The sequence below is a fragment of the uncultured Psychromonas sp. genome (genome assembly GCF_947489755.1).
Taxonomy (GTDB): domain Bacteria; phylum Pseudomonadota; class Gammaproteobacteria; order Enterobacterales; family Psychromonadaceae; genus Psychromonas.
In genome coordinates, this window is the sequence record NZ_CANLFB010000003.1 from 98,492 (window position 1) to 122,091 (window position 23,600).

The 23,600-nt window shown below is 34.6% G+C and carries 20 protein-coding genes; 14 read left to right on the top strand and 6 right to left on the bottom strand.

Going from position 1 to position 23,600, the window contains the following annotated elements; genetic code table 11:
- Positions 1 to 39: 39 nt before the first annotated feature.
- Both Q0794_RS02720 and Q0794_RS02725 read right to left on the bottom strand, forming a co-directional pair.
- Positions 40 to 384, bottom strand: coding sequence for a DUF3316 domain-containing protein (locus tag Q0794_RS02720; protein ID WP_298939977.1), 345 nt, complete (start codon positions 382 to 384; stop codon positions 40 to 42).
- 84 nt (positions 385 to 468) lie between these two features.
- Positions 469 to 810: a DUF3316 domain-containing protein gene (locus tag Q0794_RS02725; protein ID WP_298939978.1), complete on the bottom strand. Its 342-nt coding sequence runs from the start codon at positions 808 to 810 to the stop codon at positions 469 to 471.
- A gap of 675 nt (positions 811 to 1,485) precedes the next feature.
- Between Q0794_RS02725 and Q0794_RS02730 the strand changes: the two genes are divergently transcribed.
- From Q0794_RS02730 to Q0794_RS02740, 3 genes are all read left to right on the top strand, one after another.
- Positions 1,486 to 2,052, top strand: a complete 567-nt coding sequence (locus Q0794_RS02730) for a hypothetical protein (protein ID WP_298939979.1) — start codon at positions 1,486 to 1,488, stop codon at positions 2,050 to 2,052.
- A gap of 110 nt (positions 2,053 to 2,162) precedes the next feature.
- Positions 2,163 to 2,642, top strand: a complete 480-nt coding sequence (locus tag Q0794_RS02735; RefSeq protein WP_298939980.1) for a GNAT family N-acetyltransferase — start codon at positions 2,163 to 2,165, stop codon at positions 2,640 to 2,642.
- An 893-nt stretch (positions 2,643 to 3,535) separates the two neighbouring features.
- Positions 3,536 to 3,925 carry a hypothetical protein gene (locus Q0794_RS02740; protein WP_298939981.1) on the top strand — a complete coding sequence of 130 codons (390 nt, stop codon included), beginning with the start codon at positions 3,536 to 3,538 and terminating at the stop codon, positions 3,923 to 3,925.
- A 1,537-nt stretch (positions 3,926 to 5,462) separates the two neighbouring features.
- Here Q0794_RS02740 and Q0794_RS02745 read toward each other — a convergent pair.
- The gene (locus tag Q0794_RS02745; protein WP_298939982.1) at positions 5,463 to 6,227 is read right to left on the bottom strand and encodes a hypothetical protein; all 765 of its coding nucleotides are present in this window, start codon (positions 6,225 to 6,227) and stop codon (positions 5,463 to 5,465) included.
- A 647-nt stretch (positions 6,228 to 6,874) separates the two neighbouring features.
- Here Q0794_RS02745 and Q0794_RS02750 point away from each other — a divergent pair.
- The 7 genes from Q0794_RS02750 to Q0794_RS02780 all read left to right on the top strand — a co-directional run bounded on the left by Q0794_RS02750 (position 6,875) and on the right by Q0794_RS02780 (position 16,457).
- Positions 6,875 to 8,413 (top strand): glucan biosynthesis protein, encoded by a 1,539-nt coding sequence (locus Q0794_RS02750; protein WP_298939983.1) that lies wholly within the window; start codon positions 6,875 to 6,877, stop codon positions 8,411 to 8,413.
- A gap of 427 nt (positions 8,414 to 8,840) precedes the next feature.
- Positions 8,841 to 9,239 (top strand): response regulator, encoded by a 399-nt coding sequence (locus Q0794_RS02755; RefSeq protein WP_298939984.1) that lies wholly within the window; start codon positions 8,841 to 8,843, stop codon positions 9,237 to 9,239.
- Between the two features lie 392 nt (positions 9,240 to 9,631).
- Positions 9,632 to 10,453, top strand: coding sequence for an EAL domain-containing protein (locus Q0794_RS02760; protein WP_298939985.1), 822 nt, complete (start codon positions 9,632 to 9,634; stop codon positions 10,451 to 10,453).
- A 147-nt stretch (positions 10,454 to 10,600) separates the two neighbouring features.
- Positions 10,601 to 10,948 carry a hypothetical protein gene (locus Q0794_RS02765; RefSeq protein WP_298939986.1) on the top strand — a complete coding sequence of 116 codons (348 nt, stop codon included), beginning with the start codon at positions 10,601 to 10,603 and terminating at the stop codon, positions 10,946 to 10,948.
- A gap of 12 nt (positions 10,949 to 10,960) precedes the next feature.
- The gene (locus Q0794_RS02770; protein ID WP_298939987.1) at positions 10,961 to 12,439 is read left to right on the top strand and encodes a sigma-54 dependent transcriptional regulator; all 1,479 of its coding nucleotides are present in this window, start codon (positions 10,961 to 10,963) and stop codon (positions 12,437 to 12,439) included.
- Positions 12,440 to 12,829: 390 nt separating this feature from the next.
- Positions 12,830 to 13,687 (top strand): phosphate/phosphite/phosphonate ABC transporter substrate-binding protein, encoded by an 858-nt coding sequence (locus tag Q0794_RS02775; RefSeq protein WP_298939988.1) that lies wholly within the window; start codon positions 12,830 to 12,832, stop codon positions 13,685 to 13,687.
- A gap of 31 nt (positions 13,688 to 13,718) precedes the next feature.
- Positions 13,719 to 16,457, top strand: coding sequence for a response regulator (locus Q0794_RS02780; protein ID WP_298939989.1), 2,739 nt, complete (start codon positions 13,719 to 13,721; stop codon positions 16,455 to 16,457).
- Positions 16,458 to 16,858: 401 nt separating this feature from the next.
- On the opposite strand, the gene Q0794_RS02785 is transcribed toward Q0794_RS02780, so the two are convergent.
- Both Q0794_RS02785 and Q0794_RS02790 read right to left on the bottom strand, forming a co-directional pair.
- Positions 16,859 to 17,227, bottom strand: a complete 369-nt coding sequence (locus Q0794_RS02785) for a ribosome recycling factor family protein (RefSeq protein WP_298939990.1) — start codon at positions 17,225 to 17,227, stop codon at positions 16,859 to 16,861.
- A gap of 473 nt (positions 17,228 to 17,700) precedes the next feature.
- Positions 17,701 to 19,299, bottom strand: a complete 1,599-nt coding sequence (locus tag Q0794_RS02790) for a radical SAM protein (RefSeq protein WP_298939991.1) — start codon at positions 19,297 to 19,299, stop codon at positions 17,701 to 17,703.
- A gap of 449 nt (positions 19,300 to 19,748) precedes the next feature.
- On the opposite strand from Q0794_RS02790, the gene Q0794_RS02795 reads away from it, so the two are divergent.
- The 4 genes from Q0794_RS02795 to Q0794_RS02810 all read left to right on the top strand — a co-directional run bounded on the left by Q0794_RS02795 (position 19,749) and on the right by Q0794_RS02810 (position 23,127).
- Positions 19,749 to 20,243, top strand: a complete 495-nt coding sequence (locus Q0794_RS02795; protein WP_298939992.1) for a hypothetical protein — start codon at positions 19,749 to 19,751, stop codon at positions 20,241 to 20,243.
- Between the two features lie 306 nt (positions 20,244 to 20,549).
- Positions 20,550 to 20,708 (top strand): YqaE/Pmp3 family membrane protein, encoded by a 159-nt coding sequence (locus Q0794_RS02800; RefSeq protein ID WP_298939993.1) that lies wholly within the window; start codon positions 20,550 to 20,552, stop codon positions 20,706 to 20,708.
- Between the two features lie 486 nt (positions 20,709 to 21,194).
- The gene (locus Q0794_RS02805; protein ID WP_298939994.1) at positions 21,195 to 22,610 is read left to right on the top strand and encodes an SLC13 family permease; all 1,416 of its coding nucleotides are present in this window, start codon (positions 21,195 to 21,197) and stop codon (positions 22,608 to 22,610) included.
- A gap of 34 nt (positions 22,611 to 22,644) precedes the next feature.
- Entirely contained in the window at positions 22,645 to 23,127 is a 483-nt protein-coding gene (locus Q0794_RS02810) for a hypothetical protein (protein WP_298939995.1), read from the top strand.
- A gap of 88 nt (positions 23,128 to 23,215) precedes the next feature.
- On the opposite strand, the gene Q0794_RS02815 is transcribed toward Q0794_RS02810, so the two are convergent.
- Positions 23,216 to 23,599 (bottom strand): hypothetical protein, encoded by a 384-nt coding sequence (locus tag Q0794_RS02815; RefSeq protein ID WP_298939996.1) that lies wholly within the window; start codon positions 23,597 to 23,599, stop codon positions 23,216 to 23,218.
- Position 23,600 lies beyond the last annotated feature (1 nt).

A 23,600-nucleotide genomic window follows, 5' to 3' on the forward strand; every position in this document is an offset into this window, starting at 1 on the left:
TCACTAGTGTTACTTTACTACTAGTGACTATTTCTCATATTAACGGTTATCTGTTCTAAGTGTTGTAAATTGATAATCAACGTCAATGACAGCACGATAAACAATTTGACCACGCACTTCTGCAAACTCTTCAACAGAGACTTTAGACTCATTAATCTTTACATCATGGGCAGCAGACTGAGAAATAACTAACAGTTTATGCTTTAATTGTGTTTCAGATAAGTTGTTTAAGTTTTCTAAATAAGCAAACCCTGCTTCATATGCTGCTGATTTATCAGCAAACGCATCGGTATTAAAATTTTTGTCTGAGTGCACTACTTGTGAACTTGCAAAAACACTTGAGCTAATTAATAAAGCGCTTACCAATGTCATTAATTTTTTCATTTTCCTACCTTTAAATTTATTTTTTAGTTGTCTTATCGCTACGGCTAGTGGCTAGCGATGATCTTTTATGGATACGTTTCAGAATTAGTTATCTGTTTTTAATGTTGTGAAGTGGTAATCAACATCCACAACGGCACGGTAAGCAATTTGGCCACGTGTTTGTGCAAATTCTTGAATAGACACTTTTGAATCATCAATTTTAATGTTGTGTGCTGGTGTTTGAGAAATCACGATTAATTTCTGACGTAATTCAGCATCGCTTAATGTTTTTAAGCTGTCTAAGTAATTAAAGCCTGCTTCATATGCTTGTGTTTTATCAGTGAATGCATCTGTGCTGAAGTTTTTGTCTGAGTGAACCACTTGTGAACTTGCAAAAACGCTTGAGCTAATGAGTAATGTTGCCGCTAATGTTGTTAATTTTTTCATTTCGATACCTTTAAATTTTATAGTTTGCTGTTAGTTTGAGTGAATAACATTCTTGTCTTGGCATCGTTGCCTCACTCGATGAAACTATTATCTATTTATTTTGTGTGAGCGTCATCACACTTTTTTTCCATTCATTGTGGCAATTTTGTCACCAATCAATATATAAAAGGTAAAAAACGTATTTGATATGTATTTTGAGTAGTGATTGATCCATGACTTCAACCATTAATAGACTACAAACTTAACTCTCTTCATCAGTATTATTGGTGCTGTTCTATCTTGTATTTCTCTCACTAATAGTGATATGTGTAAAACAGGTGCCTTTAAAGTTAGGGATGGGACTATTAGAATAAATAAACAGTAGAATAAGTAAAAAGATTGAATATAGAGCAAATAAAAAGCTTAATAAATTTACGCTGCACAGCTAATAAAACGTAAATACATAATGTCTGATACTTTATCTTATTCATCGTGCTTTCCTGAACAGCTAGAAATTAAGGGATAATTTATTAAACCAAATGCAAAGCCCTTTAACTTCTCTAATCCTATCTAGTTAACCTTATAAAAACCTTTACAACTCAGTTTAATCAATCATTTATTGAGAATTAAAGAATCTATTTGAATCTCAAGTAAATATGAAATATTGTGTTTTTATAATTAAAATTTGGGCTGAGAATGAGAAATTCTACAGGCTCGTTAGGCATTACTATGAGGTTAGATGATTTTGAATTAAAACCTATTCCAGATGCTGAATCTTCCGATGAAAAAGAGGTTTTTGCATTTTTTGGATTGGCTTCATTTAATGCTCAATGTGCAGAAAAATCATTGGTTAATTTTACAATGGCATATAAATTAATTGATCAATCGTCATTGACGCAAGAGCAGTGGCTTGAATTATATGAACATTTAAATAGTCAAACTTTCGGGCGGTTATTAAATCAAATAAAAACAAAGGTTCAACTTCCTGATGAACTTGTTGAACATTTAAATCTATCGCTTCAAAAGCGTAATTGTTTGGCGCATGATTTCTTTTATGATCATGCCGTCCTGATGAGTGATGAAAGCGGTCGGAAAAAAGTGATCAAAAAATTACAAAAGTTAATTAAATTATTTCAAATTACAGATTTAGCCGTTGAGTCATTAAGTCTAAAAGTTTGGAAGAAGTTTGGTATAACTGAAGAATGGATTGAAGAAGAAATGAGAAAACAATATCAAGAATATAATAGCAGTATAAACACTTAACAAAGTATTAAATATGAACAAAAATAATTTGTTAGGTCCTATTTCTCTTCATATTCTAATCAATCATTATTGCCCGTTTAAACGGGTATTATTTTCTTACTGGAGTATCAATGTCAATCGTAATACGAGAAGCAAATAGAGATGATTCAAGTTTAATTCTCAAGTTTGTAAAGGAGTTAGCAAAGTATGAGAAAGCAGAGCACGAAGTTATAGCGACTGTTTCTTCTATTGAAAGCTCTATTTTTGGCGAGAACTCGTCAACAAAAGCCCTTATTTGTGAAAGTAACGATCAACCAATTGGTTTTGCTGTTTATTTTTTTAATTATTCAACTTGGCAAGGTAAAAATGGTCTTTACCTTGAAGACTTATATATTCGTCACTCAGAACGAGGTAGCGGTGCTGGTAAGTTACTCCTTAAATATTTAGCAAAGCTTGCTGTAGAAAATGATTGTGGAAGGTTTGAATGGAGTGTTTTAGAGTGGAATACTCCTGCTATCAAGTTTTATGAATCACTTGGAGCTAAACCTAAAAGTGAATGGCTCGGTTACCAATTAACAGGTGCAAGCCTACTCACGTTAGCAGCGTTTTAAAAACATACAAGCACATTAAGTCGTAACAAAAATAGTGTGGTATGTTTTGCCTTGCTTTGCTTCATATTTCAACCCCTTTTTAGTCTGTTTATTGCGGTGTTATATGGTTGTTACGCTTAAAAAATATTGTAAATTTAACGAATAGAAGTCTATTTTTAATGAAAAAGGAAGTCATAGTGGCTAGATTTAAATTATCAAAATACGAGCAAGAGTTGAAATGGTTTGCATTAGTTTTAGGCATATTAAGTACAATCGCTATTGTGCAAAACTGGTATCCATTTACAATGTTTATCAGCCTACCTTTTTGTTTAATTTGGATATATTGCGCTTGGCTCCATACTGAAAAACAACTGAAATATGTTAATATCATTTTTTCTTTGCTTTATATTTACGGAATTATTCGGTATTTTCTTATTGAGTAAGTTAATTAAAATATATCGAGTATTTTTAATTAATTTCAACCCCCTAAATAAGTGATTATAGTCCCAAGTCTTAATTTATATTCATTTTTGAAACCTGAAAGTCTTAACGGATAGCCATCGACTTTCTTGTTATCTTTTAGTTGAAAATTAGTTTTTCATTACACCATTCGAAATTTGGTGAGATGCTCCTTTCATTTTTTATTGTTCGTAATATTCTTTTTCAGAAAATTAATTACGGTTTAAGCTTCTACTCGTTGAACATTTTTATCCTTAAAAATGGTTGGGTAACTATATTACTAATTTGAATTACTGGATATGCTTTCCATGAATGCTTATTGTGTTTAAATTTATAAGTGATTGATAAAGAATATTTAAAAAAGTATGCTACGTTTTTTATAAAAGTTTGATGCATTTTTTGTAGAAACTTTAATTATTCAGTCCAACTATCTGTTGTTTACTCAAAGGTAAAATATGTCCGTAGAATCATCTGAGAATCTGCCTAAAAAAAGCGAACCACCTAAAAACCGTTCAAAAAAAATGATATTAGCTATTGGTGTTATTTTAGTGCTTGCTGGGGCTGCTACTTTAATTGCAATTGCATATCTAATCACTGACGCATTAATTAACCCCGAAGATTTTGGTCCAATTAATTTCTTATTAGACAAACTTACTGGTACTGAGCGAGCAATAACTATTACCACGGAAAGTGGGCATTTTATATTTGGCTTTGACCAGCCTGTAGGTACATTGCTTTTGGTTTTGATGTGTATATGGGTTCTATCTGCAGTAACAGGTATAATTAGAACGATTATATCTACTGGCTTAAAGTTAGTAGATGTGGCCAATAGCTGGCGGAACTAATAGCGTTAACGGGTTGATTTGGTAAAGGTTGTTAAATTACTTTTGGATCTTTAAAAGGGGGATTTCACTTACCGAGCATACCAGTCAACTCTGTATAGCCATTAAAACGAATTATGACGAACCATTAATTAATTTAACGCCTCAATCTTCTTTAATATTGTCATTTGTATTCGCTAATTTTAAATATGTATAACATTTAGAGTTGGCCATCAAATCTTGAGGTAGTAAAATTTTGGTGTGATGTAAATGTTATCAATCAATCGATTTTTTGTCATTCAACAGTAATGGACTTGTAATATTTATCTGTTTAAATTATCGGTTGTCCTACTGTTTTTTAATTCACGCTGCTATTTCAATTTCATTAGTATGTAATACAAGGTGATGATGATTAGACATAATTACATAATTACATAATTACATAATTACATAATTACATAATTACATAAGAGCCAACATCACATTAAAAAATATTACTGAAGAAGCGAAAACAGTCAACTATCCATTGGCTATGATGCTCACGTTTTACCTCTGTACTTGTCCTGACTACACAAAAAGTGCATCAATACAGACGCACACAACGAGAGATACTGTGATAATAGACTTGTCATCAAGTGAGATTAAAGAAGAAGGTGATTATAATTTTATACGTACCTTAATCAATGTATATAAAAACACAGTTTAAATAGTAGGTATGAAATTATAATCAATTAAAATACTGTGAATGTCTCTGAATTTATCAGCTAGGATAAAAAACGATAAACGTTCTTTAAATTGATAGCATCAGCGTTCAAAGCAAAGTGCTTATTTTCTTAAAACATCAATAAACCGGAACACAGTATTGAATATTCGCTTAATTACACTTGGTTGAGCATCTTCAGTTTCATTTTTATTATAAATTTTACTTTCCAATTTACTAATAACGGCATTCTTAACTGATTCATCAATATCTAATTCCGTTATAATATCGATAACTTCCATAACAGATAGGGGAGTACGCGCTTCAAAATTGTCATAAATATACTTGCACGCTTTTTTCTGGTACAAATCAACAATCAGTTTAATAAAACGCAGTCGATGTTCAGGGCTAAGAGATCAAACAAATTGAGCTGGATGATAATGTATCAACATATCTTTAATTAACGGAAAAGAAAGACGCATAAATCTATGATATATCTTTTTAATTTCCAGTATATAAGGCAAACAACTAGGTGCTATTGAGCCAACTTTATTTAAAGTCGGGAGCGGTAATATCACCGTGAATAAAAGGATGAATAAATTTATCCTACGTGGCCAAGATAATGTGACTACCCAGTGACATATAGTTTGCCTTGTTCATACTGTTACTTATGATCACAACAATAAGTGAAGGAGTCGTTTACATTAAACCAAGGCAAACCCTTTAGCCTGAATAATACAGCCTCATTATGTATCTGTGAGTTATTAATTATCCCTTTAATGTAATCAACCAATATATTGATGCAATGAGGTATATTTCGAGATATTTTAAATAAGCACAATTAATTAAATAATTAGTTAATTAATCTCCGCCGCCGCCTCCACAACTACTCCCGCAGCTACTACCACAATCACTTCCGGAGCTACTATCGCTACTAGATGAGTCATCAGATATATCTATTACGCTAATCCCAGCCATCGTATTTGTTGAGGAAGAGCGACTAATGCCGGCTGAAGATTTAACTTTAATAATACGTTTGAGCTTACTACTGTTATCAAAAACGCTATGATTAAAATCAATTGAGTAAATAAAACCATTCTTTATTTTTAACTTACGATCAATATCAAATATCATCGGTAATCGTTCAGGTGATTTATGATCGATGGATTCATTATCACATGCCAATCGCCAAGCTAATTTAATTCCATTCTTTGCTGTTGTTGCAGATTTCATCGCTTCTGTTGGCGTATGATGTAAAAATTGACCAAAAGCTCTGTTGCAGAAATATTCATAGTCTTTAGTGAAAATAATAAACTCATGCCAAGCAAGGTCGACTACTTGTGAGGGCATTGCGACCGGTTTTAATCCTGCACGATGAGAAATAATAAAAAATGATTTTAATGACTTTAGCGTAAAATCAATCTCTTCTTGGCTTAAGTGTGGATAAACCTTTGCAATCTTAGCCTTTATAGCTCTAGGAAAAATAAAACCCTCGATAAAATTAATTTGTATTCTTGTTTTTAGGTCAACCCGCAATGCAACCTCTTTTTTTCTCTTATCTCCTCCATCAGAGTTTACTGATACAAGAATGAAAATGAAAATAATGACAAACATCATTTCGACCATATAAAAATATTCCGTATTTATAACTGTATTATTAATAAGTTGCGTAAGATAACGATAATGACAAAGTTAATCAATAAATAAAAATTAAAACAAATATAAATCATAGTGCTTTTTACTTTAAAAAATAAAACCTAACCTCTTGAATAATATTTTTTAGGGTTAAGTTAAAAATTTTATTAATTTTAATAAATTATATTTGAGTAAATGATGTGAGCTATTTATATCGTCTTATTTTTATGACTATTAAAAATAGCGATAAATTCTATTAGATTGAAGAAGCATCAATCACGTTATTAAACCTTACAGATACACATCGGAATTTAGACGTATTCACAGGATTATTTCAAAGTATGAAACTAAAGGTCATGTTGGATGACTAAACTTTGATTTTACTTAAAATGTATAAAAGTAATCAACAAGGAAAGACTATTCCTTATGTTTAATAAATTACTTTGAACTTGTTGACTGGAACGACAATGGTATTAGATAGGGCAACATAAAAAGTACAACGTTATGTCATTGCTCGATGAGTTGACTATGCTGACATTCAGCTTTATCAGTGCGGTTTGGAATAGTCGATAATTAATCAGCGGAATCCGTGCAGTGCAATCATTTTTATCAGACTCAATTTATTGGAGATTATTTTTATGAAATTAAAGTTATGTATTGCAATTACTTTTGCTACGTCGATGTCGTCTTACGCAGTGGAAGGGGGAGATAAAACGACATTTACATTCGAAGACTTAAAGGCGCTTGCAAAAGCTTCAGCATCGAAACCCTATTCCCCACCTACGGTGCCTGCCCCTGAGATAATTGATAAAATTACTTATGATCAACACTGGAAAATACGCTTTAAAGAAGAGGAAACGTTATATCCAAGTGGAAAAAGCGCACCAGTACAATTTTTTTATCCCGGACGATATTTTCAAGAACCTGTCAGTATTTATGTTAGAGATAATAAAAATCTAATTGAAAACATACCTTTTAGTAATGCATTTTTTGATATGCCATCCGATAGTCCCGCCCATGATCTGCCCGAAGGATTCGGATTTGCAGGCTTTAGAATAATGCGACCAGATATGAAACCCGATTGGATATCTTTTCTTGGCGCATCCTATTTTCGTACCGATGGACCCGAAGGGCAATATGGTTTGTCTGCTCGAGGTATCGCGATTAATACTGGTATGAATGAACCGGAAGAGTTTCCACGCTTTTCCGCATTTTGGCTAGGCCCCGCAGAACAGAAAGGCGAAAGCTTGTCTGTTTGGGCATTACTTGATGGACCTTCTATTACCGGAGCCTATCGTTTCGGGTTATCCAAAGATAACAAAGAAGCTAAAGGACATATCACTTCGGTTACCGCTCATCTATACATGCGAGCGGACGTTGAACGATTAGGCATCGCACCGTTAACCAGTATGTATTGGTATTCAGAAAAAGATAAAACAATTGCTAAAGACTGGCGTCCAGAAATTCACGACAGTGACGGACTCGCAATTCACACGGGAGCAGGCCAATACATTTGGCGTCCACTTAATAACCCTCAGTCGGTATCGACCAATAGTTTTATGGATGATAATCCAAAAGGCTTTGGTTTAATTCAAAGAGATCGTAATTTCAATAACTATCAAGACGATGGCGTATTCTATAATAAGCGTTCATCTGCTTGGATTAAACCGATTGGGGATTGGGGAAAAGGTGCTGTGCAATTAATCGAAATTCCAACAAAAGATGAAACGTTCGATAATATCGTTGCTTATTGGGTACCCGAAAAACCAGCCTTAAAAGGCGATGAGTTTACCTTTTCTTATGATATTGAATGGCGTCCACTTGATCCAAAATCAAAAGAGTTAGCTCATGTCGTGGATACTCGACAAGGTCTTGGAGGAATTCCAGGCCAACCTATACCAGAGGGTGTGAATAAAATGGTCATCGATTTTGATGGACGGATATTGAAAGGCCTTGATCGTGAAAGTGGTATAAAGCCTATTATTGAAGCAAGCAACGGAAAAATCGTAGAGCCAATTGGAGTCTATCCGATCGTCGGAAAAAACCAATGGAGATTAACCTTTGACTACAAGCAAGTTAACAAAAATCCTGTGAGTATACGTGCTTATTTAATCGATAAAAAAGATAAAGCAATAACCGAAACATGGGTAAGTGATGCAAGTGTCAATATTAAATAAGCGTGAATGTATGGTGGGTCGTTAATATCTATAAACTGTAACGACTCATCACGCTTTCTCTACCTTTTAGCTATGTAGTATCAGATGTTAAAAGGTCGTTGTTACTATACTGGCTCGTCAATTTCTGTATCGCTATTGGATACACCTTACTATTTAAGGCAATAAAATAATGAGAAAGATAGTACGTAATAGACATAAGGTAATTGTAGGAAATATTTAGATTCAAATAATAAGTGTAAATAATTAATTTAAAATGACAGATAGTGGAATATTAATTGCTACATTACTGAGCATATTGGTGTGATATTCAGACTAGATTTGTTCAACTAAGTTTTTGAGGTCACTTTAAACAGAGCCGTTGAATCGAATGCTAAAGTAGAACCTAAAAGATAATAGGTAGTGTTAAAAAATTAATAGGGAGAGAAAGATGCAAAAGGTAAATAAAGTCAGGGTATTGGTCGCAGATGATAGTAAACCCAGTAAAATGTTGACGATTATTCTCTTACAAAGCTTAGGTTGTGAGGTAACAGGAGCGGACGATGGACTTGAAGCTTTGGAGGTAACTAGTCAACAACCATTTGACCTTATTTTTTTAGATGAAAATATGCCCGGCCTACAGGGCAGTGAAGTAGCGGAACAATTATGTATTCTTGAAGGTGATGGGATAAATAAGAGTACGCCTAAAATATCGTTAACAGGGCTTGCTACTGAAGAAGCTATTAATAACCTATACAAAAAGGGTATTACCCATCATATTGAAAAGCCTGTCACCAAAGCAATTTTAGAGATTTTTTTAAAATCTTGGTGTGAAGGTTCTAAAATTTAGTTTTAAAGATTGGCTAGACTAATTCCTTAATACTATTTGATAGCTGTTTAACAAGTCTTTTTAAACCCGTTTACATCAGATTCATTCTTCTTATTAGCCATTCCACAGCACTTATTTAAATAACTATTTACAAATATTGAATCCAAAAGTGCGTAGACATGTTCACTTTGCATACTGAAATGACTTGCAAATTGAGAATTGTTATTAGTATTTTGATTCGCATTTTGCGAATCAAAGTAAACAACGATTAACCACTTGTTAATACATTTTAATTTAATCTTTTATATTCAGATGATTAGTCGGTCTTTTTTGGTGTTTTAACATCTTGGTCTGTGGATTGCAGTATTGGTATTAGTAGTAATCTATCCAACGTAATACAGGAATCAAAAGTTATGAATACACCAGAGAGTCAAGGCTCTGCCCTCAAAAGCGAGTGTGTTAATGCATCATCAGTCTTAGATAATTTAACGAACATCATTGATAGTGCGATGAAAAACCAATATTTCTCGATGGTGTATCAACCGCTTTTTTCTATGCAAAATAGTAAGTTAATTGGATTTGAAGCATTGATTCGTTGTCATTGTCCTCAATTTGGCAATATCTCTCCCGATAAGCTAATCCCGCATGCGGAAGAGAGCGGCCAAATTATCGAGCTAGGTGAGTGGATAATTCAACAGGTGCTACTAGATTTGAAGCGTTTTCTTCAGTATGGCTTAAAAGATATTGTTATTTCGATTAATGTTTCCGCCGTACAGATTGCGAATACCGATATTTTTAATCAAATAATGACCTTAGTGGAAAGATTAGATATTCCAACACGTTGTATCAAATTGGAATTGACTGAAACCGCATTAATTCAAAACCCTAAAGTGATTGCGAAAGTGTTTGATGCCTTTCAGAAAGAAGGGGTACAAATCTGGGTTGATGATTTTGGAACCGGCTTTGCTTCTTTAAGTTTACTTCGAGAATTTAAAGTGAATGGTTTGAAAATAGACAAAAGTTTTGTAGATGGCATTGCAACTTGCAACGATGACTTTACTTTATGCAGTGCGATAGTTGCAATGGCTCAACGTTTAGGTATGCATATTGTTGCCGAAGGGATTGAAGATGAAGTGCAATTACAAATACTCAATCAACTAGGTTGTGATACTGCGCAGGGATATTTGTTGGGACGACCAGCTACTTTTGAGGATAACCTAAAACGTTGGAGATGATTGTTAGTTGTTAACAAGCGATATAGTTAATTAAATTTTGTTTTAGTTGAGCTAATACAAGGTAGTTGTTGAAAAACGGTACTATAGTTCTTTTATATTTATAACGTATTGGATAATAAGCAAGAAAACGTAATTGGTGATTAAAGTATGAATAGTTTAATTGATGAAAGTGTTATTCAAAACATGAAAGATGATTTAGGGAAAGATACCTGCCATAAATTAATCGGTTTATTTATTGAAGAGACAAGACTGTTATTGGTTGATTTAGAGCATGCATTCGAAGTAATGGATTTAGCAGTCATTGAAAATGCAACTCATATTCTTAAAAACTCTGCGATGCTTTATGGTGCAACCTCTGTTGCAATAAACGCTAAAGAAATAAATGATAGATTGTGTTCACCGCGAAAGATTATTAACAATACTGACAAGCAGTTATTAGCATTAATTCGAACCACATTAAAAGCGTATAACAGCAAATATAATAATGCTGTTTAGTAAGGGACTTATATGCCAACAACATCAAAGAAAACATTAGTTTATATTGTAGAAGATAGCTTATCTAGCGGTGCTTTATACAGTTCTCAACTTGAAAAAGCGGGTTATGAAACCAAGCATTTTGTTGATGGCTATTCTGCACTCGCTGCGATAAAAGAAATAATGCCTAGCGTTATTATTCAAGATGTTTGTTTGCCTGATATTAGTGGATTAAATGTTCTGCAGTTTGTTAATCGTCAAAAGTCCCCTGCACGTGTCATTATTATTACTTCAAATAGTTCTATCGACGTCGCTGTTGATGCCATGCGATTAGGAGGCTTTGATTTTATTGAAAAACCTTTTTCTCGTGAAAGGATGATAACGTCGGTTCAAGATGCTGTTAAACAAATTAATTTAGAAAGTATTGAATCTAAAAAAGTAAAAACTGAAGTATTGTCGGTACCAGAGATCTCATTTATTGGTGAGTCCTTGGCAATGAAAACCGTATTCCGTTTACTTGATAGCGCATTACGCAGTAAAGCGAGTGTGTTTGTGACGGGTGAAAGTGGCACGGGTAAAGAAGTTTGTGCACAATATTTACATAGTTTTAGTGCGAGAAAAGAGGCGCCTTTAATTGCGATAAATTGTGCTGCTATACCTGGGGAATTATTTGAGTCAGAATTCTTCGGACACATGAAAGGGTCTTTTAGTGGAGCCGTTGCCGACAGAAAAGGGGCGGTAGAAGCAGCTAACGGTGGCACGTTGTTTTTAGATGAAATCTGCGAAATGGATTTAAATTTACAAGCTAAATTATTACGTTTTTTGCAAACAGGTACTTTTACACGAGTGGGTAGCACGAACGTCATTCAAAGTGATGTGAGGGTGGTGTGTGCAACAAATCGACATCCTGCTGCTGAAGTTGGAGAAGGTCGTTTTAGAGAAGACTTATATTACAGATTAAATGTTATTCCGATTCAGTTACCGCCTTTGCGTGAACGCGGTGATGATATTTTATTATTAGCTAATTCAATTTTAACCGATAAAAATCAAGAAAATGAAAAAGGGTTTGGTCAGTTTTCATCGGATGTGCAGTCAATGTTTATGAAATATGATTGGCCTGGGAACATTCGAGAATTACAAAATATCATTGAGAATATGGTGGTGATACATTCAGGTGATGAAATTACGCTTGATATGTTACCGGAAAACTTTGCTCAAAGCGGCCTAAATATTACTTTTCAGAATACCTTTAGCCATCATAGAGTAAATAACCATTCAAATAACCATTCAAATAGCCATTCAAATTACAATTCAAATAGCCATTTAAATAATGACGCTCATACAGAGGAGGGAGATCATCGGTATGAGATTAAGGATATTATTCCTATGTGGTTAGTAGAAAAAAATGCAATAGAAAAAGCAATTGAAATTTGTGACGGTAACATTCCTCTTGCTGCCGCTCATTTAGGAGTCAGTGCTTCAACTATTTACCGGAAAATAAAAAGCTGGTAACAAGAAGCAGCGCATTATTATTCTGATTTAATAAACCAACCGTTTTTTTACTGTTGGTTTTTTAGTTTTTAGTCAAAGAGATATTTTGTTATTTTCTAAAGCATTGTAGTTGTTATTTCGATGGTTATTACGAGTGTTATTACGAATTTAGTTATGAGAATTTAGCCTCTTTGCAATAGTATATTTTCTTATCAATTGTAAAGTGATTTGCAAAATAATTCGCATAATGCAAATTATATTAAAACAGTCATTATCTATGATAAATTCAATGATTTAGATTTTACATAAATTAACTATATATCAATATCTTATATTGATTTTTATCGGTTTAGATTATTTGGAATAGCAATTGCTGTATTTAAGTATTGATAACTAAGTAAAGGCAAGCTAATGAAAATATTATTTCAATTCTTAATCGCTATTTATATTTTTTTTACGGTTAATATTGTCAATGCAAATATTGTATTAAATAATACTCAAGACAAAGCGCAGGTTAAGACTTTAGTCTTTGGCGTGGTACCGCAGCAATCAGCAACTAAGTTAGCAACAATCTGGATCCCTTTACTACAATTTGTAAGTGAAAAATCGGGCGTAAACCTGAAATTCGCAACCGCCCCTGATATTCCTACTTTTGAAAGACGGCTTGCAAACGGGGATTATGATATTGCCTATATGAACCCCTATCACTATGTCGTGCTTAACAAAGAAGTCGGATTTAAAGCCTTAGTGCATGAAAAAGATAAAAGAATTAAAGGGGTTATTGTTGCCAATAAAAATAGCGTGATTGATAAGCTAGAAGACTTGTCAGAAGAAACTATAGCTTTCCCTGCCCCTGCTTCTTTTGCTGCGACGCTCATTCCTAAAGCCAATTTAATTAAAAAAGACATTAATTTTAATTATCAATATGTTAATTCTCATGATGCAGTCTATCGTAATATTGCAGAAGGTCGTTTTGTTGCTGGTGGAGGGATTATACGTACGTTCAATGCATTGCCTGAAAGCGTTCGAAATGAATTAAAAATTATTTGGACATCTGATAATTATACGCCGCATGCCATTGCCACTTATCCAAGTGTTAATGAAGCAACTAGACAAAAGTTAGTAGCTGCATTTCTCGCAGTTGAAAATGCTGAACATCGTGTTGAATTACTTGCTCCATTAGCAATGAAAGGTTTTGTTAAAGCGAATTGTGATGATTGGGATGATGTCCGTGATTTAAATATTAACTTTTTACTCGGTCAGCAATAGCTGTAAACGTAACTTTACAAGGACGCGATGTATGTCATTTCGATTAAAAACTATGTTAATGATAGGGCTAACAGAAGCGTTGTTTTTACTTTTGTTACTCTGGCAAGCATTGGCTTATATTGAACGTTCTGGTGAAGAAGCCTTATATAGCAGAGCGAATGAAACATCACACTTGTTTAGTTTATTGGTTAAGGGATCAGTAATCTCATCGGATATTGCCTCACTCGATGAGATAACTCAGCAGATTGTTAAATTAAAAGATATTCAATATATTCGTGTCATTGATAATATAGGGATACTTGCCGAAGCTGGCGATACAAGTAGTTTAGAGAATGGTTTTGTTGAGGATACTAAAATGCATCAAGTTGATGGTGGCATTTTTGATACTCAAGACATCGTATCGGTGGCTGGTGTTGAGTTCGCTAAAGTACAAGTGGGGTTGTCCGTTAACTCTTTATTATTGTTTGTGGCAGATGCGCGCTATCGTTTAATCATTATTGCATTAGCTGAATTATTTATTGTTGCTTTAGTGTCTCTAATATTGAGCAGATATTTAACGAAAGGGCTTCTTACTTTACAAAAAGTAGCACTTGCCGTGACAAAAGGAGATATGAGCTCTAGAGCAAAAATCATCTCAAAAGATGAACTCGGTGTGACGGCTAATGCCTTTAATGTGATGTTAGATAAAATTAATTCGGACCAGAAAAAATTAAATGAAAATGCAATTCATCTCACTCAAGCTAAGCAAATAGCAGAAGAAGCTTCCCAAGCTAAATCCCGTTTCTTATCTCAAATGAGCCACGAAATACGTTCACCTATGAATGCTGTTTTAGGTGCCGTTAATTTAGTCGCCGAGAAGATCAAAGAGCCCCCTGAGTATATCCGCTTGTTGAATACAGCAAAAACTAGCGGTAATGCGTTATTGGGTGTTGTTAATGACATCCTCGATTTTTCTAAAATTGAGGCGGGCCATATGGAACTGAAATATAGTGAGGTAGATCTAGCCGCTTTAGTGGAAGATGTGCTAGATAGCGTTGAAGCAAAAACCACTAAAAATCAGTTAACATTATTGGGTGATGTCTCACCAGGTGCCATTGGACGTGTTGTTACGGATGCAATTCACTTTCGTCAAATACTTAATATTCTTGTTGATAATGCCTGTAAATTCACCGATGAAGGCGTAGTGATGGTTTCACTTAATCGTGTTAAGTCAGAAACAGGTGATGAGGTATTACATGTTATCGTAAAAGATTCAGGTATTGGGATCAAAGATAGTGCGTTAACCACGATTTTCGATGAATTTGAACAGGTGGACTCAACATTGGAGGCAAGGTCTAGTGGTACAGGGCTTGGCCTTAATATAGCGCGAGGTCTTATTAATTTAATGAACGGAACTATTGGTGTTAGTAGTGTGATTGGTGAAGGAAGCGAGTTTTATTTTACGCTTCCAATGATGTTTGTAGACCAAGCTGAATTTAAAATGCCAGTATTTGAAGGACCAATGGTGCTTGTTTCTAATAATCAAAGTATGCGTTCTATTTTTACTGAAAAAATGGCCTATATGAATGTAGAATTTTTTGGGTTTGATGATATTAATGCATTACGAGAAAAAATGGAGGAGCGTTTTGTAAGTCACTCCGCTATTTGGTTAATAGATGACAATGTGTTGAATGATGAAGAAAAGACTAATAATGATTGGATAAATGCGCTTGATATTAATATTAATTGCATTAGTAGTTTAGGAAAAGATCTACCTTCAGCGTATAAAAATGCTAACAGAATCCACAGACCAATATTTTGTCATGATATTTGCTACCTGAATGCTATCAATAAAACCAAAGCATCAGCAGAAAAAAACAAAGATAACCGCCAAGACAAAGATCAAAACAGTCATCAAAACAATTATCAAAACAATCATCAACATAACCGTCAAAGTAATCAGCAAAATACTCATAGCAGTCATATTTTATTAGTTGATGATATAGAAGCTAATCGTTTTATTGGGGGAGAAACCTTAAAAAATCGTGGCTATGAAGTGTTTTTTGCTTGTGATGGTGTTGAAGCACTCGAAATAGTAGAAAAACAACATTTTGATGTTATTTTAATGGATGTGCGCATGCCGAGAATGAACGGTATTGATGCTGTAATATCTTTAAAAGCAGGCCATAGTATTAATCGAGATACCCCTATTATTGCCATGACCGCGAATGCTGAAGTATCAGAAAGGGAAAGGTGTAAAGTGGCAGGAATGGACGATTTCATTGCTAAACCTTTCGATACTCAGGTGCTCGTTGAGTGTATTAATCGCTGTATATATAATACCAAAGTAAAGCGTAAATCGACTACGAATAACTCCATTGCTACTGAGGGTCATGCCATTAACAACAAGCATGCTGGACAAGGCTTAACAGAAACAGATTTGTTATCAAAAAATACACTTGATCAGCTAACAGAAGATACGTCACCTGAAGCAGTGTTAACGTTAATTGGCTTTTTTCTAGATGATATTGCACAGCGTACTCAATTGATTGCACAATCACTTATTGATGAAGATATTGAAGGGCTTAGCGAACATGCTCATGCTTTAAAAAGTTCAGCTGGGTCGTTAGGTGCTGATGCCATGTTTTCTTTTTGTAAAGCCTTAGAGCAGGCTAGCTTAGCGAAAGACCTTCCTAAAGCAAATACTCTTTGTAAGGAATTAAATTATATTACTGAACGTACTGTAACGGTTTATACGAATTTTAGAGAGAATCAAATGGCAGGTGTTTAATTGATTCTTCGATTCTCATAATAAATTATCAGATAAAAGAAATTGACGCCATTACATTGGGAAATATGAAATATCTTTCAGGTAGTTAACTGCCTTGTACTGTCTTTTAAAAGGGCTCTGCAGTCCATTTAGTCAGTATTCCTTGATTAAGATAGTATTTCGGTTATGACCTTATTAAGCATATTGCTTATTGAAGTGGCATCACTCGTTCATTTTATAATAAACGAAAGTTAGGTTAGGTTAGCTCAAATTAATGAAGTTGAGAGGTTCAAAACTTATTTAGCTCGAAAGTTATTTTTATGTCAGGAGTCAATCTCATCGCGTTAATGGCCCAGTTTAGTCACTCTGCTTAATCACGTAATATAATGTTAATTTATGTATTGTGATTGTGATTGTGATTGCTAAGTAAAGTCTTCAGCGGCATCAATAGCACTTCTTGCTTCAATTGTGGTGCACCCGGTTTTTGACATTAATTGATTAAGTGTCATTGATGGGTTGGCTTTTATGAGTAACTCTAAATTAAAAATCTGTTTAGGTAAGGCTTTATCAATCGCTTCTGCAATCCATAATGTCTTCTTCTGTCGTAATTTATCGCTTATCTCAACCAGTTGATCTTGGTTGCCTAGTAACTGCCAGTTTTTCGAACGGCGTATTCGCTTTAAACTACACCCGTGTTGTATTGTCAGTTGTATGATTGTTGTTTTACAATCAATACGATGTAGGAAGTTATTTAACTTAATTGACAGCACAACAGCGGTGTCTTTTTTCATTATCTCTTCCATCAGTTGTTATCATCTAATCGGTCATATTATCTGTTGTAATGGCCTTTGACGAACAAAAATTAGTAGCCAAATCACGCCAAGTAACGGAATTAATCTTCAAAACCTCTCCATTTACGCCTTAAACTAAGCCATTTTCCTGGGTAAAGCTTAGATGACTTATTTGATGTAATTGGTATAAAGCCTGCTAACTTTTTAATTAATTCTTAAATTCAATTTTTAAAAAAAGGTGGGTGAATTAACATTTTTTTGGTGGATGGCACAGAAAAGGTTAACGTCATCCATTAGCTCATGGTTGTCGATGAAAACTGTGTGCTACAGTAAGTATCAGAGGCAATTTGTGTATTAAAGATGACAATTTATTATCTTCATCCTCATCCATAAGCGAATCTATTTAATCAAGCTCAATCAACCCTAAACGAGTCATTGATCACTCGTGTAGGATTATCATCAAATTTTAATGCTTATTGCATATGTTGTTTTTGACGTTGTAATAATTTACTTGGTTTAGTGGTGTCTTTTTTCTGAGCGGAATGAAGGTTTAGTGTATTAAACACACTTTTTAATCCTGAAGCCGTATAGTCGCGCTCCAACTGTGGCAATACGACTTCATGTTGGTCAGGAAACAAAGCAACCACCGATTGTGAGATTAACTCATATAAACGTTTAAGGTTAATTTTATGAGTTTGTCCTGTTTCATCAAATATCCAGTTAGAAATAGCCATAAAGTTATCAAAAGGTTTATCAGCGAGTAGAAAATCTAGAGTATGTTTAAAGCGGCCTGAATTACCTATCATATCCCAGTAGCGTGCAAAACGATTAACGAGTTGCATGGTCGCAAAATCGACACGGTCGGTACTTAAAATATTAAACGGCGGTAACGGATTAAAGCGTAAATCAAAATTCTCAGTGTGCCTAATAATAGGGCTACCTTTAAGACGTTTTAAGATACCCATTTGAATTTCATGTGGTTTACATGCATATAGTTGATCAAAGCTATCTTTAAAAGAGTCGAAGGTTTCACCTGGTAGTCCAAAAATCAAATCAGCATGAATATGTGCTGTTGTATTTTCTTTCAGCCAGATTAAATTATCTTTAGATTTTTTGTTATTTTGTTTGCGACTAATATTAGTTTGAACCTGTTGATCAAAGGTTTGAATACCAATTTCAAACTGCAATGTATTCTCAGGAAACAGCGCTAACATCTCTTTTAGTTTTCTAGGCAGGTGATCTGGGACAACTTCAAAATGCAGATACAAGTCATCGGTCATTCTATCTAAGAAAAACTGCATAATTTGCAGTGAAGTATTAATGTCTAAGTTAAAGGTTCTATCAATAAACTTAAAGTTACGAGCGCCACGTTCATACAGTGTGAGCATTTGCTTTAAGAACACGGTTAACTCGTAAGGATTGGATTTAGTGTCTAACGAAGATAGACAAAATTCACATTTGAAAGGGCAGCCTCGAGATGCTTCAACATAGAGTAAACGATTCTTTAAATCTTCATCGGTATAATACTGATAAGGCATTTCAAGATCTTTTAAATCAACGGGTTTTGATTTCATGATCTTAGTGTCTGGTGCGTTATTGCTCAGCAGATCTCTACAAAGTTCATAGAAGCTAATATCCGCTTCACCTGTTAATACATAATCTGCCGTTTGAACAATGAGTTGTTCTTCTGATTCATAACTTACTTCAGGCCCGCCGAGTACTATTGTAACTTCTGGGGCAATAACTTTTAGTAGGCTAACTACATTAGTTGTTTCAACAATATTCCAAATATAAACACCAAAACCTACTACCGATGGCTTGGCCGCTAGTATTTGTTCAACAATATCTAATGGACGAGTATGAATAACAAATTCTTTAACTTCACAATTATCTTGTAACTCTTTTAAGTTCGCATACAAGTAACGCAGCCCTAAACTAGAGTGAATATATTTAGAGTTAAGCGTTGAAAGTACGATGCTAGAGGAAGTTAATCCTTCAATAACAGGTGCTTTTTCTTCACTGTTACCGGTACGCATAATTGTGAGTGCATTATCGAATTGTTGTATAGCCATTAAAGTTCTTAAATCTCGGGGGAATATATGCGCGACATAATACAGTAATCGTTTATGCTATTCAGTGTCTATTTTACATAAAGGAAATGCTGGCACTTAGTTTTTACATTTAACCTTCGCTTTATAACGATAAGAGCATAAATAAAGTCATTTTTAAAAATGTTAGCACAATGTTTTTCAATCATCTTCTAAAACGCTAATACTCTGAAAATATTACAGTATTCCCTTGAACATTTTTCATGCCTAATGACCTGAATGACTTCCCAATTAAATTATCTGAAATATTAGCCTTATAGACCTTTCCCCTTGGTATGAAAGGGGGGAGGCTATAAATATCACTAACTTTATTTTTCTGGCACAGACCCTGCAATGTTAAATATGCAAGTTAAGTGGAAAGTTTTTATCCACAATTAATATTTTCATAATTAACTACAACATGAGGAATATTTATGAGCGAAGTCATTACAGGTCTATTTGAAAAATCTACTTATGCAAGTAACGCTATTTTTAAGTTAGAGAGTTCGGGTATTCGAGACTCTTATATCAGTATTGTAGCGAACGACTCATACTCTAAAGAAGATTTTGCAGTTGACGAAGGTAACAAAGCTGCTGAAGGAGGCATTATAGGTGCAACCTCTACTGGCGTGTTAGCTGCTGTTGTTGCAGGATTCACTACTGTAGGTGCTGTTGCAACAGGTGGCACAGGATTACTGGTGGCAGGTCCGTTAGTCGCTGCATTAGCCGCTGGTGGCGCAGGTGCGGCTGCAGGTGGGACGGTAGGTGCAATTATTGGTGCTTTCATTCCTGAACACGAAATTAAATTCTATGAAGATGCGATTGAAAAAGGTTCTATCTTGATCGGTGTGAAATACACAAGTAACAATAAAGATGAGATTAAGAGAATTCTTGAACTAGCGGGCGCAGACAATGTGTCGACTGCTTAACCGCTTTATTAGCCTTGCTTAATAATTATAAATGACAGTTAACGCTGTCATTTATATCCAGAAGAACATATTTTACATTATCGCATTTAAAACTATTTAGTTGCCTAGTCGTTTTTAGCATTCATACTTAAACTTTAAGTGTCTGAGTCTTAGCACTTTTAGCCTTAAGTGCCTTTAGCTTTAAGCAATAAGAGATTAGGCTGCGACATATTAATAAGTCACCATTAAAGTAGTGGTGACTTAAATTAAAAGAACGATAAACATGAAGTCAAAAGCAGTAGTAACCGCTTAAAAAGGAGCAAAGTAATGGATATATTACGTATTATACTTTCAATATTATTACCACCCGTTGGTGTTTTTTTACAGGTCGGTTTAACGACTCATTTTTTCCTTAATATTGTATTAACGTTACTGGGTTACATACCGGGACTTATTCATGCTATATGGATCATCGCTAGACGCTAGTTAATGATTAACATATTCAAATGGCTATTGTCGGACTGAGATGGCCATCGCAAATACGTTAGAGGATATTTGTTAAAGAATATGCTTAAGACTAAAGCTCCGATTAAGATTGTATTTCTGGGTCGGAGGCTTATGTTTCCTACTATAAAAGATAGAAGTGACTTCTATCTTTTATTCGTTTAAAGCTGCCGATTCATTAGTTCATTGGCTTTAGGCACTATTTTTGAAAAAACGGATTTATCTCATTCAAATACTATTGTTTTTTATACCTTCGATTACCTATCTATCTTCAGATAAATAAACTTAATTTGTTTATTACATACCTATTCTTAATGTAGCTAAAAAACCTTTTAACAAATGTTAGAACCGCTCCACAAATTCATCGAACCGATTACTTTAATCAATATTTTATTGATCTAACACTATTCATGTTGAATTCAGTTTATCAATAATAGCCTTAAACGGATGATTATTGAGGAAGCTTAAATGCATAAGTATTTGAAGTATATATTGCCAATAGCCATACCCTTATTCATTCTCTATTTACCCTTATCTGCTTTTCCATTTGAAGGAATGACCATTGTTCAAAAGCGTATTGCCGCTATTTTTGTGTTTGCCACACTGAGTTGGATATTAGAGCCCATCCCTATCTATGCCACATCTGTTGCTATTATTTCTCTTGAATTGTTTTTAGTGTCCGATAAAGCGATTGTATTTTTTCGTGGTTCAGAGGGAACGGCGCAATATGGTGTTGTGATAAATCACGTTGATATTATGGCTACGTTCGCTAGCCCAATTATTATGCTATTTTTAGGTGGATTCTTTTTAGCGATTGCCGCTACAAAATTTCGTTTAGATGTTAATTTAGCAAGGGTACTACTTCGTCCCTTTGGAAATAACCCTCGTTACGTGATGTTCGGGTTGATGTTAATAACGGGAATGTTTTCGATGTTTATGTCAAATACTGCGACGACTGCCATGATGTTATCTATTTTAGCGCCAGTTATTGCTGTATTTAGCCCTAAAGATCCTGGTCGTATTGCTTTTGCGTTATGTATTCCTCTTGCTGCTAATATCGGCGGGATAGGTACGCCTATTGGTACGCCACCAAATGCGATTGCCTTAAAGTATTTACAGGGCGTCGATAGCATTACCTTTGGTGAATGGATGGCGTTTGGTGTTCCATTTGCAGTGTTAATGATGATTTTTGCATGGGGCGTTATTAATAAACTGTTTCCTGCTAATCAACAGAAAATTGAATTAGATATTCAAGGCGAGTTTTTAAAAACACCGAAAGCATTATTAGTTTATGTCATATTTGTTGTGACTATTCTCTTGTGGCTGATGGGCTCTGTTCATGGAATGAATTCTTATACGGTAGCTATGATTCCAGTGACTGTTTTTTTAATGACGGGGATCATTACTAAAGACGATTTAAAGAAAATTTCATGGGATGTACTGTGGCTAGTCTCTGGTGGTATTGCACTGGGTTTAGCATTAGATAAAAGTGGTTTAGCTGAGCTGATTGTTTACAGTATTCCTTTTGATTCATTTTCGCCTTATGCGGTGTTAATAGGCGCGACGTTTATGAGTTGGTTAATGGCTAATTTTATGTCTAATACGGCAACAGCAAACTTGTTATTACCTATGATGGCAGCATTAGGAGTATCAATGGAGTCTCTTGCGCCATTGGGTGGCGAAGTTGCGTTGATATTAGTGGTTACCTTTGCCTCTTCACTGGGGATGGCTTTGCCTATTAGTACGCCACCTAATGCTTTAGCACATGCTACTGGCCACATAAAAACCAATGATATGGCTAAGGTTGGTATTATTGTCGGGTTCTCAGGTGTATTGCTCAGCTTTGTTGTTGTTTGGGTGTTAAATTTTTTAGGCCGAATTTAGCACTGATATCTACTTTATACGTAAAGGGTAAATTATGGATAAATTACATCTTGTTTGTGTCGATGAAGATAGTGAAGTGACATTTAAACTTTTACATGATCTCGCACCATTGATTGAATGTTTAACCTTTTCTCAATGTCATTCAGCAGATGAAGCGTTAACTAAGTTAGATAGTATCGATAGACAAGGGGACTTAGTGGCGATATTAGTATCGGGGCTCACTGAATGCGCTGATACATCAATACAATTGTTAGACGTCATAGCAGAAGATACTCGGTTTGATCATACCAAAAGAATACTAATTACTAATGACACCTCTAAAGAAGTGTTAATTAATGCGATTAATGTTGCGCATATTAATCGTTTTTACGAATCGAATTGGGATGCTGATATTTTATTGAAACAAGTGAGAATATTGCTGACAAAATATATTTTTGCTAAAGGACTCGATTATGAGCAATACCAAGCTCAGCTTGATACTGAAACAATATTAAAGCGGATGCGAAAACGGCTTTGACCTATTTAAAGCTGATGTTGGGTTAACCGATTGCTTGTCACTTTATAAAGTCTAGAACTCAAGTAGTCATGAGGCTGGTAATGAGTGGTTATTTATCATTGCTCCAATATATAACAACTTGCTGTTTTCCCCATTCTCGTGCTTTTTGAACATCTTTGCCCATGTAAATATCGATCTTATTTTTCCAGCGTTTGTTCATTTTATCCAATACTCGGAATGTCCCCTCGAAGCCTTTAATCCGGACTTCTTGTCGATGAGAGAGCCCAAGTTTAATTAGATCTCTCGATACCGCAATAGACTTCATACCTGGCTTGAGTATATCTCCCCACGCTGCTTGATTGGGAGTCGAGTCAGTCTCTCCTCTTGTTGAAGTATAAGCACTGGCCGTAACTGTTAATGACTGTTCTGCTATAGCCAAGCCCATAAATGAAATAAGGGACAATACAATCACGACATGCAGGCTAGGTTTCATT

What these genes read in the sequence shown, in the direction of transcription:
- Q0794_RS02790 (WP_298939991.1), bottom strand. Translation starts at nt 19,299, where the DNA reads ATGGCTATACAACAATTCGATAATGCACTCACAATTATGCGTACCGGT.
- Q0794_RS02745 (WP_298939982.1), bottom strand. Translation starts at nt 6,227, where the DNA reads ATGGTCGAAATGATGTTTGTCATTATTTTCATTTTCATTCTTGTATCA.
- Q0794_RS02725 (WP_298939978.1), bottom strand. Translation starts at nt 810, where the DNA reads ATGAAAAAATTAACAACATTAGCGGCAACATTACTCATTAGCTCAAGC.
- Q0794_RS02755 (WP_298939984.1), top strand. Translation starts at nt 8,841, where the DNA reads ATGCAAAAGGTAAATAAAGTCAGGGTATTGGTCGCAGATGATAGTAAA.
- Q0794_RS02765 (WP_298939986.1), top strand. Translation starts at nt 10,601, where the DNA reads ATGAATAGTTTAATTGATGAAAGTGTTATTCAAAACATGAAAGATGAT.
- Q0794_RS02760 (WP_298939985.1), top strand. Translation starts at nt 9,632, where the DNA reads ATGAATACACCAGAGAGTCAAGGCTCTGCCCTCAAAAGCGAGTGTGTT.
- Q0794_RS02740 (WP_298939981.1), top strand. Translation starts at nt 3,536, where the DNA reads ATGTCCGTAGAATCATCTGAGAATCTGCCTAAAAAAAGCGAACCACCT.
- Q0794_RS02735 (WP_298939980.1), top strand. Translation starts at nt 2,163, where the DNA reads ATGTCAATCGTAATACGAGAAGCAAATAGAGATGATTCAAGTTTAATT.
- Q0794_RS02800 (WP_298939993.1), top strand. Translation starts at nt 20,550, where the DNA reads ATGGATATATTACGTATTATACTTTCAATATTATTACCACCCGTTGGT.
- Q0794_RS02750 (WP_298939983.1), top strand. Translation starts at nt 6,875, where the DNA reads ATGAAATTAAAGTTATGTATTGCAATTACTTTTGCTACGTCGATGTCG.
- Q0794_RS02770 (WP_298939987.1), top strand. Translation starts at nt 10,961, where the DNA reads ATGCCAACAACATCAAAGAAAACATTAGTTTATATTGTAGAAGATAGC.
- Q0794_RS02805 (WP_298939994.1), top strand. Translation starts at nt 21,195, where the DNA reads ATGCATAAGTATTTGAAGTATATATTGCCAATAGCCATACCCTTATTC.
- Q0794_RS02730 (WP_298939979.1), top strand. Translation starts at nt 1,486, where the DNA reads ATGAGAAATTCTACAGGCTCGTTAGGCATTACTATGAGGTTAGATGAT.
- Q0794_RS02780 (WP_298939989.1), top strand. Translation starts at nt 13,719, where the DNA reads ATGTCATTTCGATTAAAAACTATGTTAATGATAGGGCTAACAGAAGCG.
- Q0794_RS02795 (WP_298939992.1), top strand. Translation starts at nt 19,749, where the DNA reads ATGAGCGAAGTCATTACAGGTCTATTTGAAAAATCTACTTATGCAAGT.
- Q0794_RS02810 (WP_298939995.1), top strand. Translation starts at nt 22,645, where the DNA reads ATGGATAAATTACATCTTGTTTGTGTCGATGAAGATAGTGAAGTGACA.
- Q0794_RS02775 (WP_298939988.1), top strand. Translation starts at nt 12,830, where the DNA reads ATGAAAATATTATTTCAATTCTTAATCGCTATTTATATTTTTTTTACG.
- Q0794_RS02785 (WP_298939990.1), bottom strand. Translation starts at nt 17,227, where the DNA reads ATGAAAAAAGACACCGCTGTTGTGCTGTCAATTAAGTTAAATAACTTC.
- Q0794_RS02815 (WP_298939996.1), bottom strand. Translation starts at nt 23,599, where the DNA reads ATGAAACCTAGCCTGCATGTCGTGATTGTATTGTCCCTTATTTCATTT.
- Q0794_RS02720 (WP_298939977.1), bottom strand. Translation starts at nt 384, where the DNA reads ATGAAAAAATTAATGACATTGGTAAGCGCTTTATTAATTAGCTCAAGT.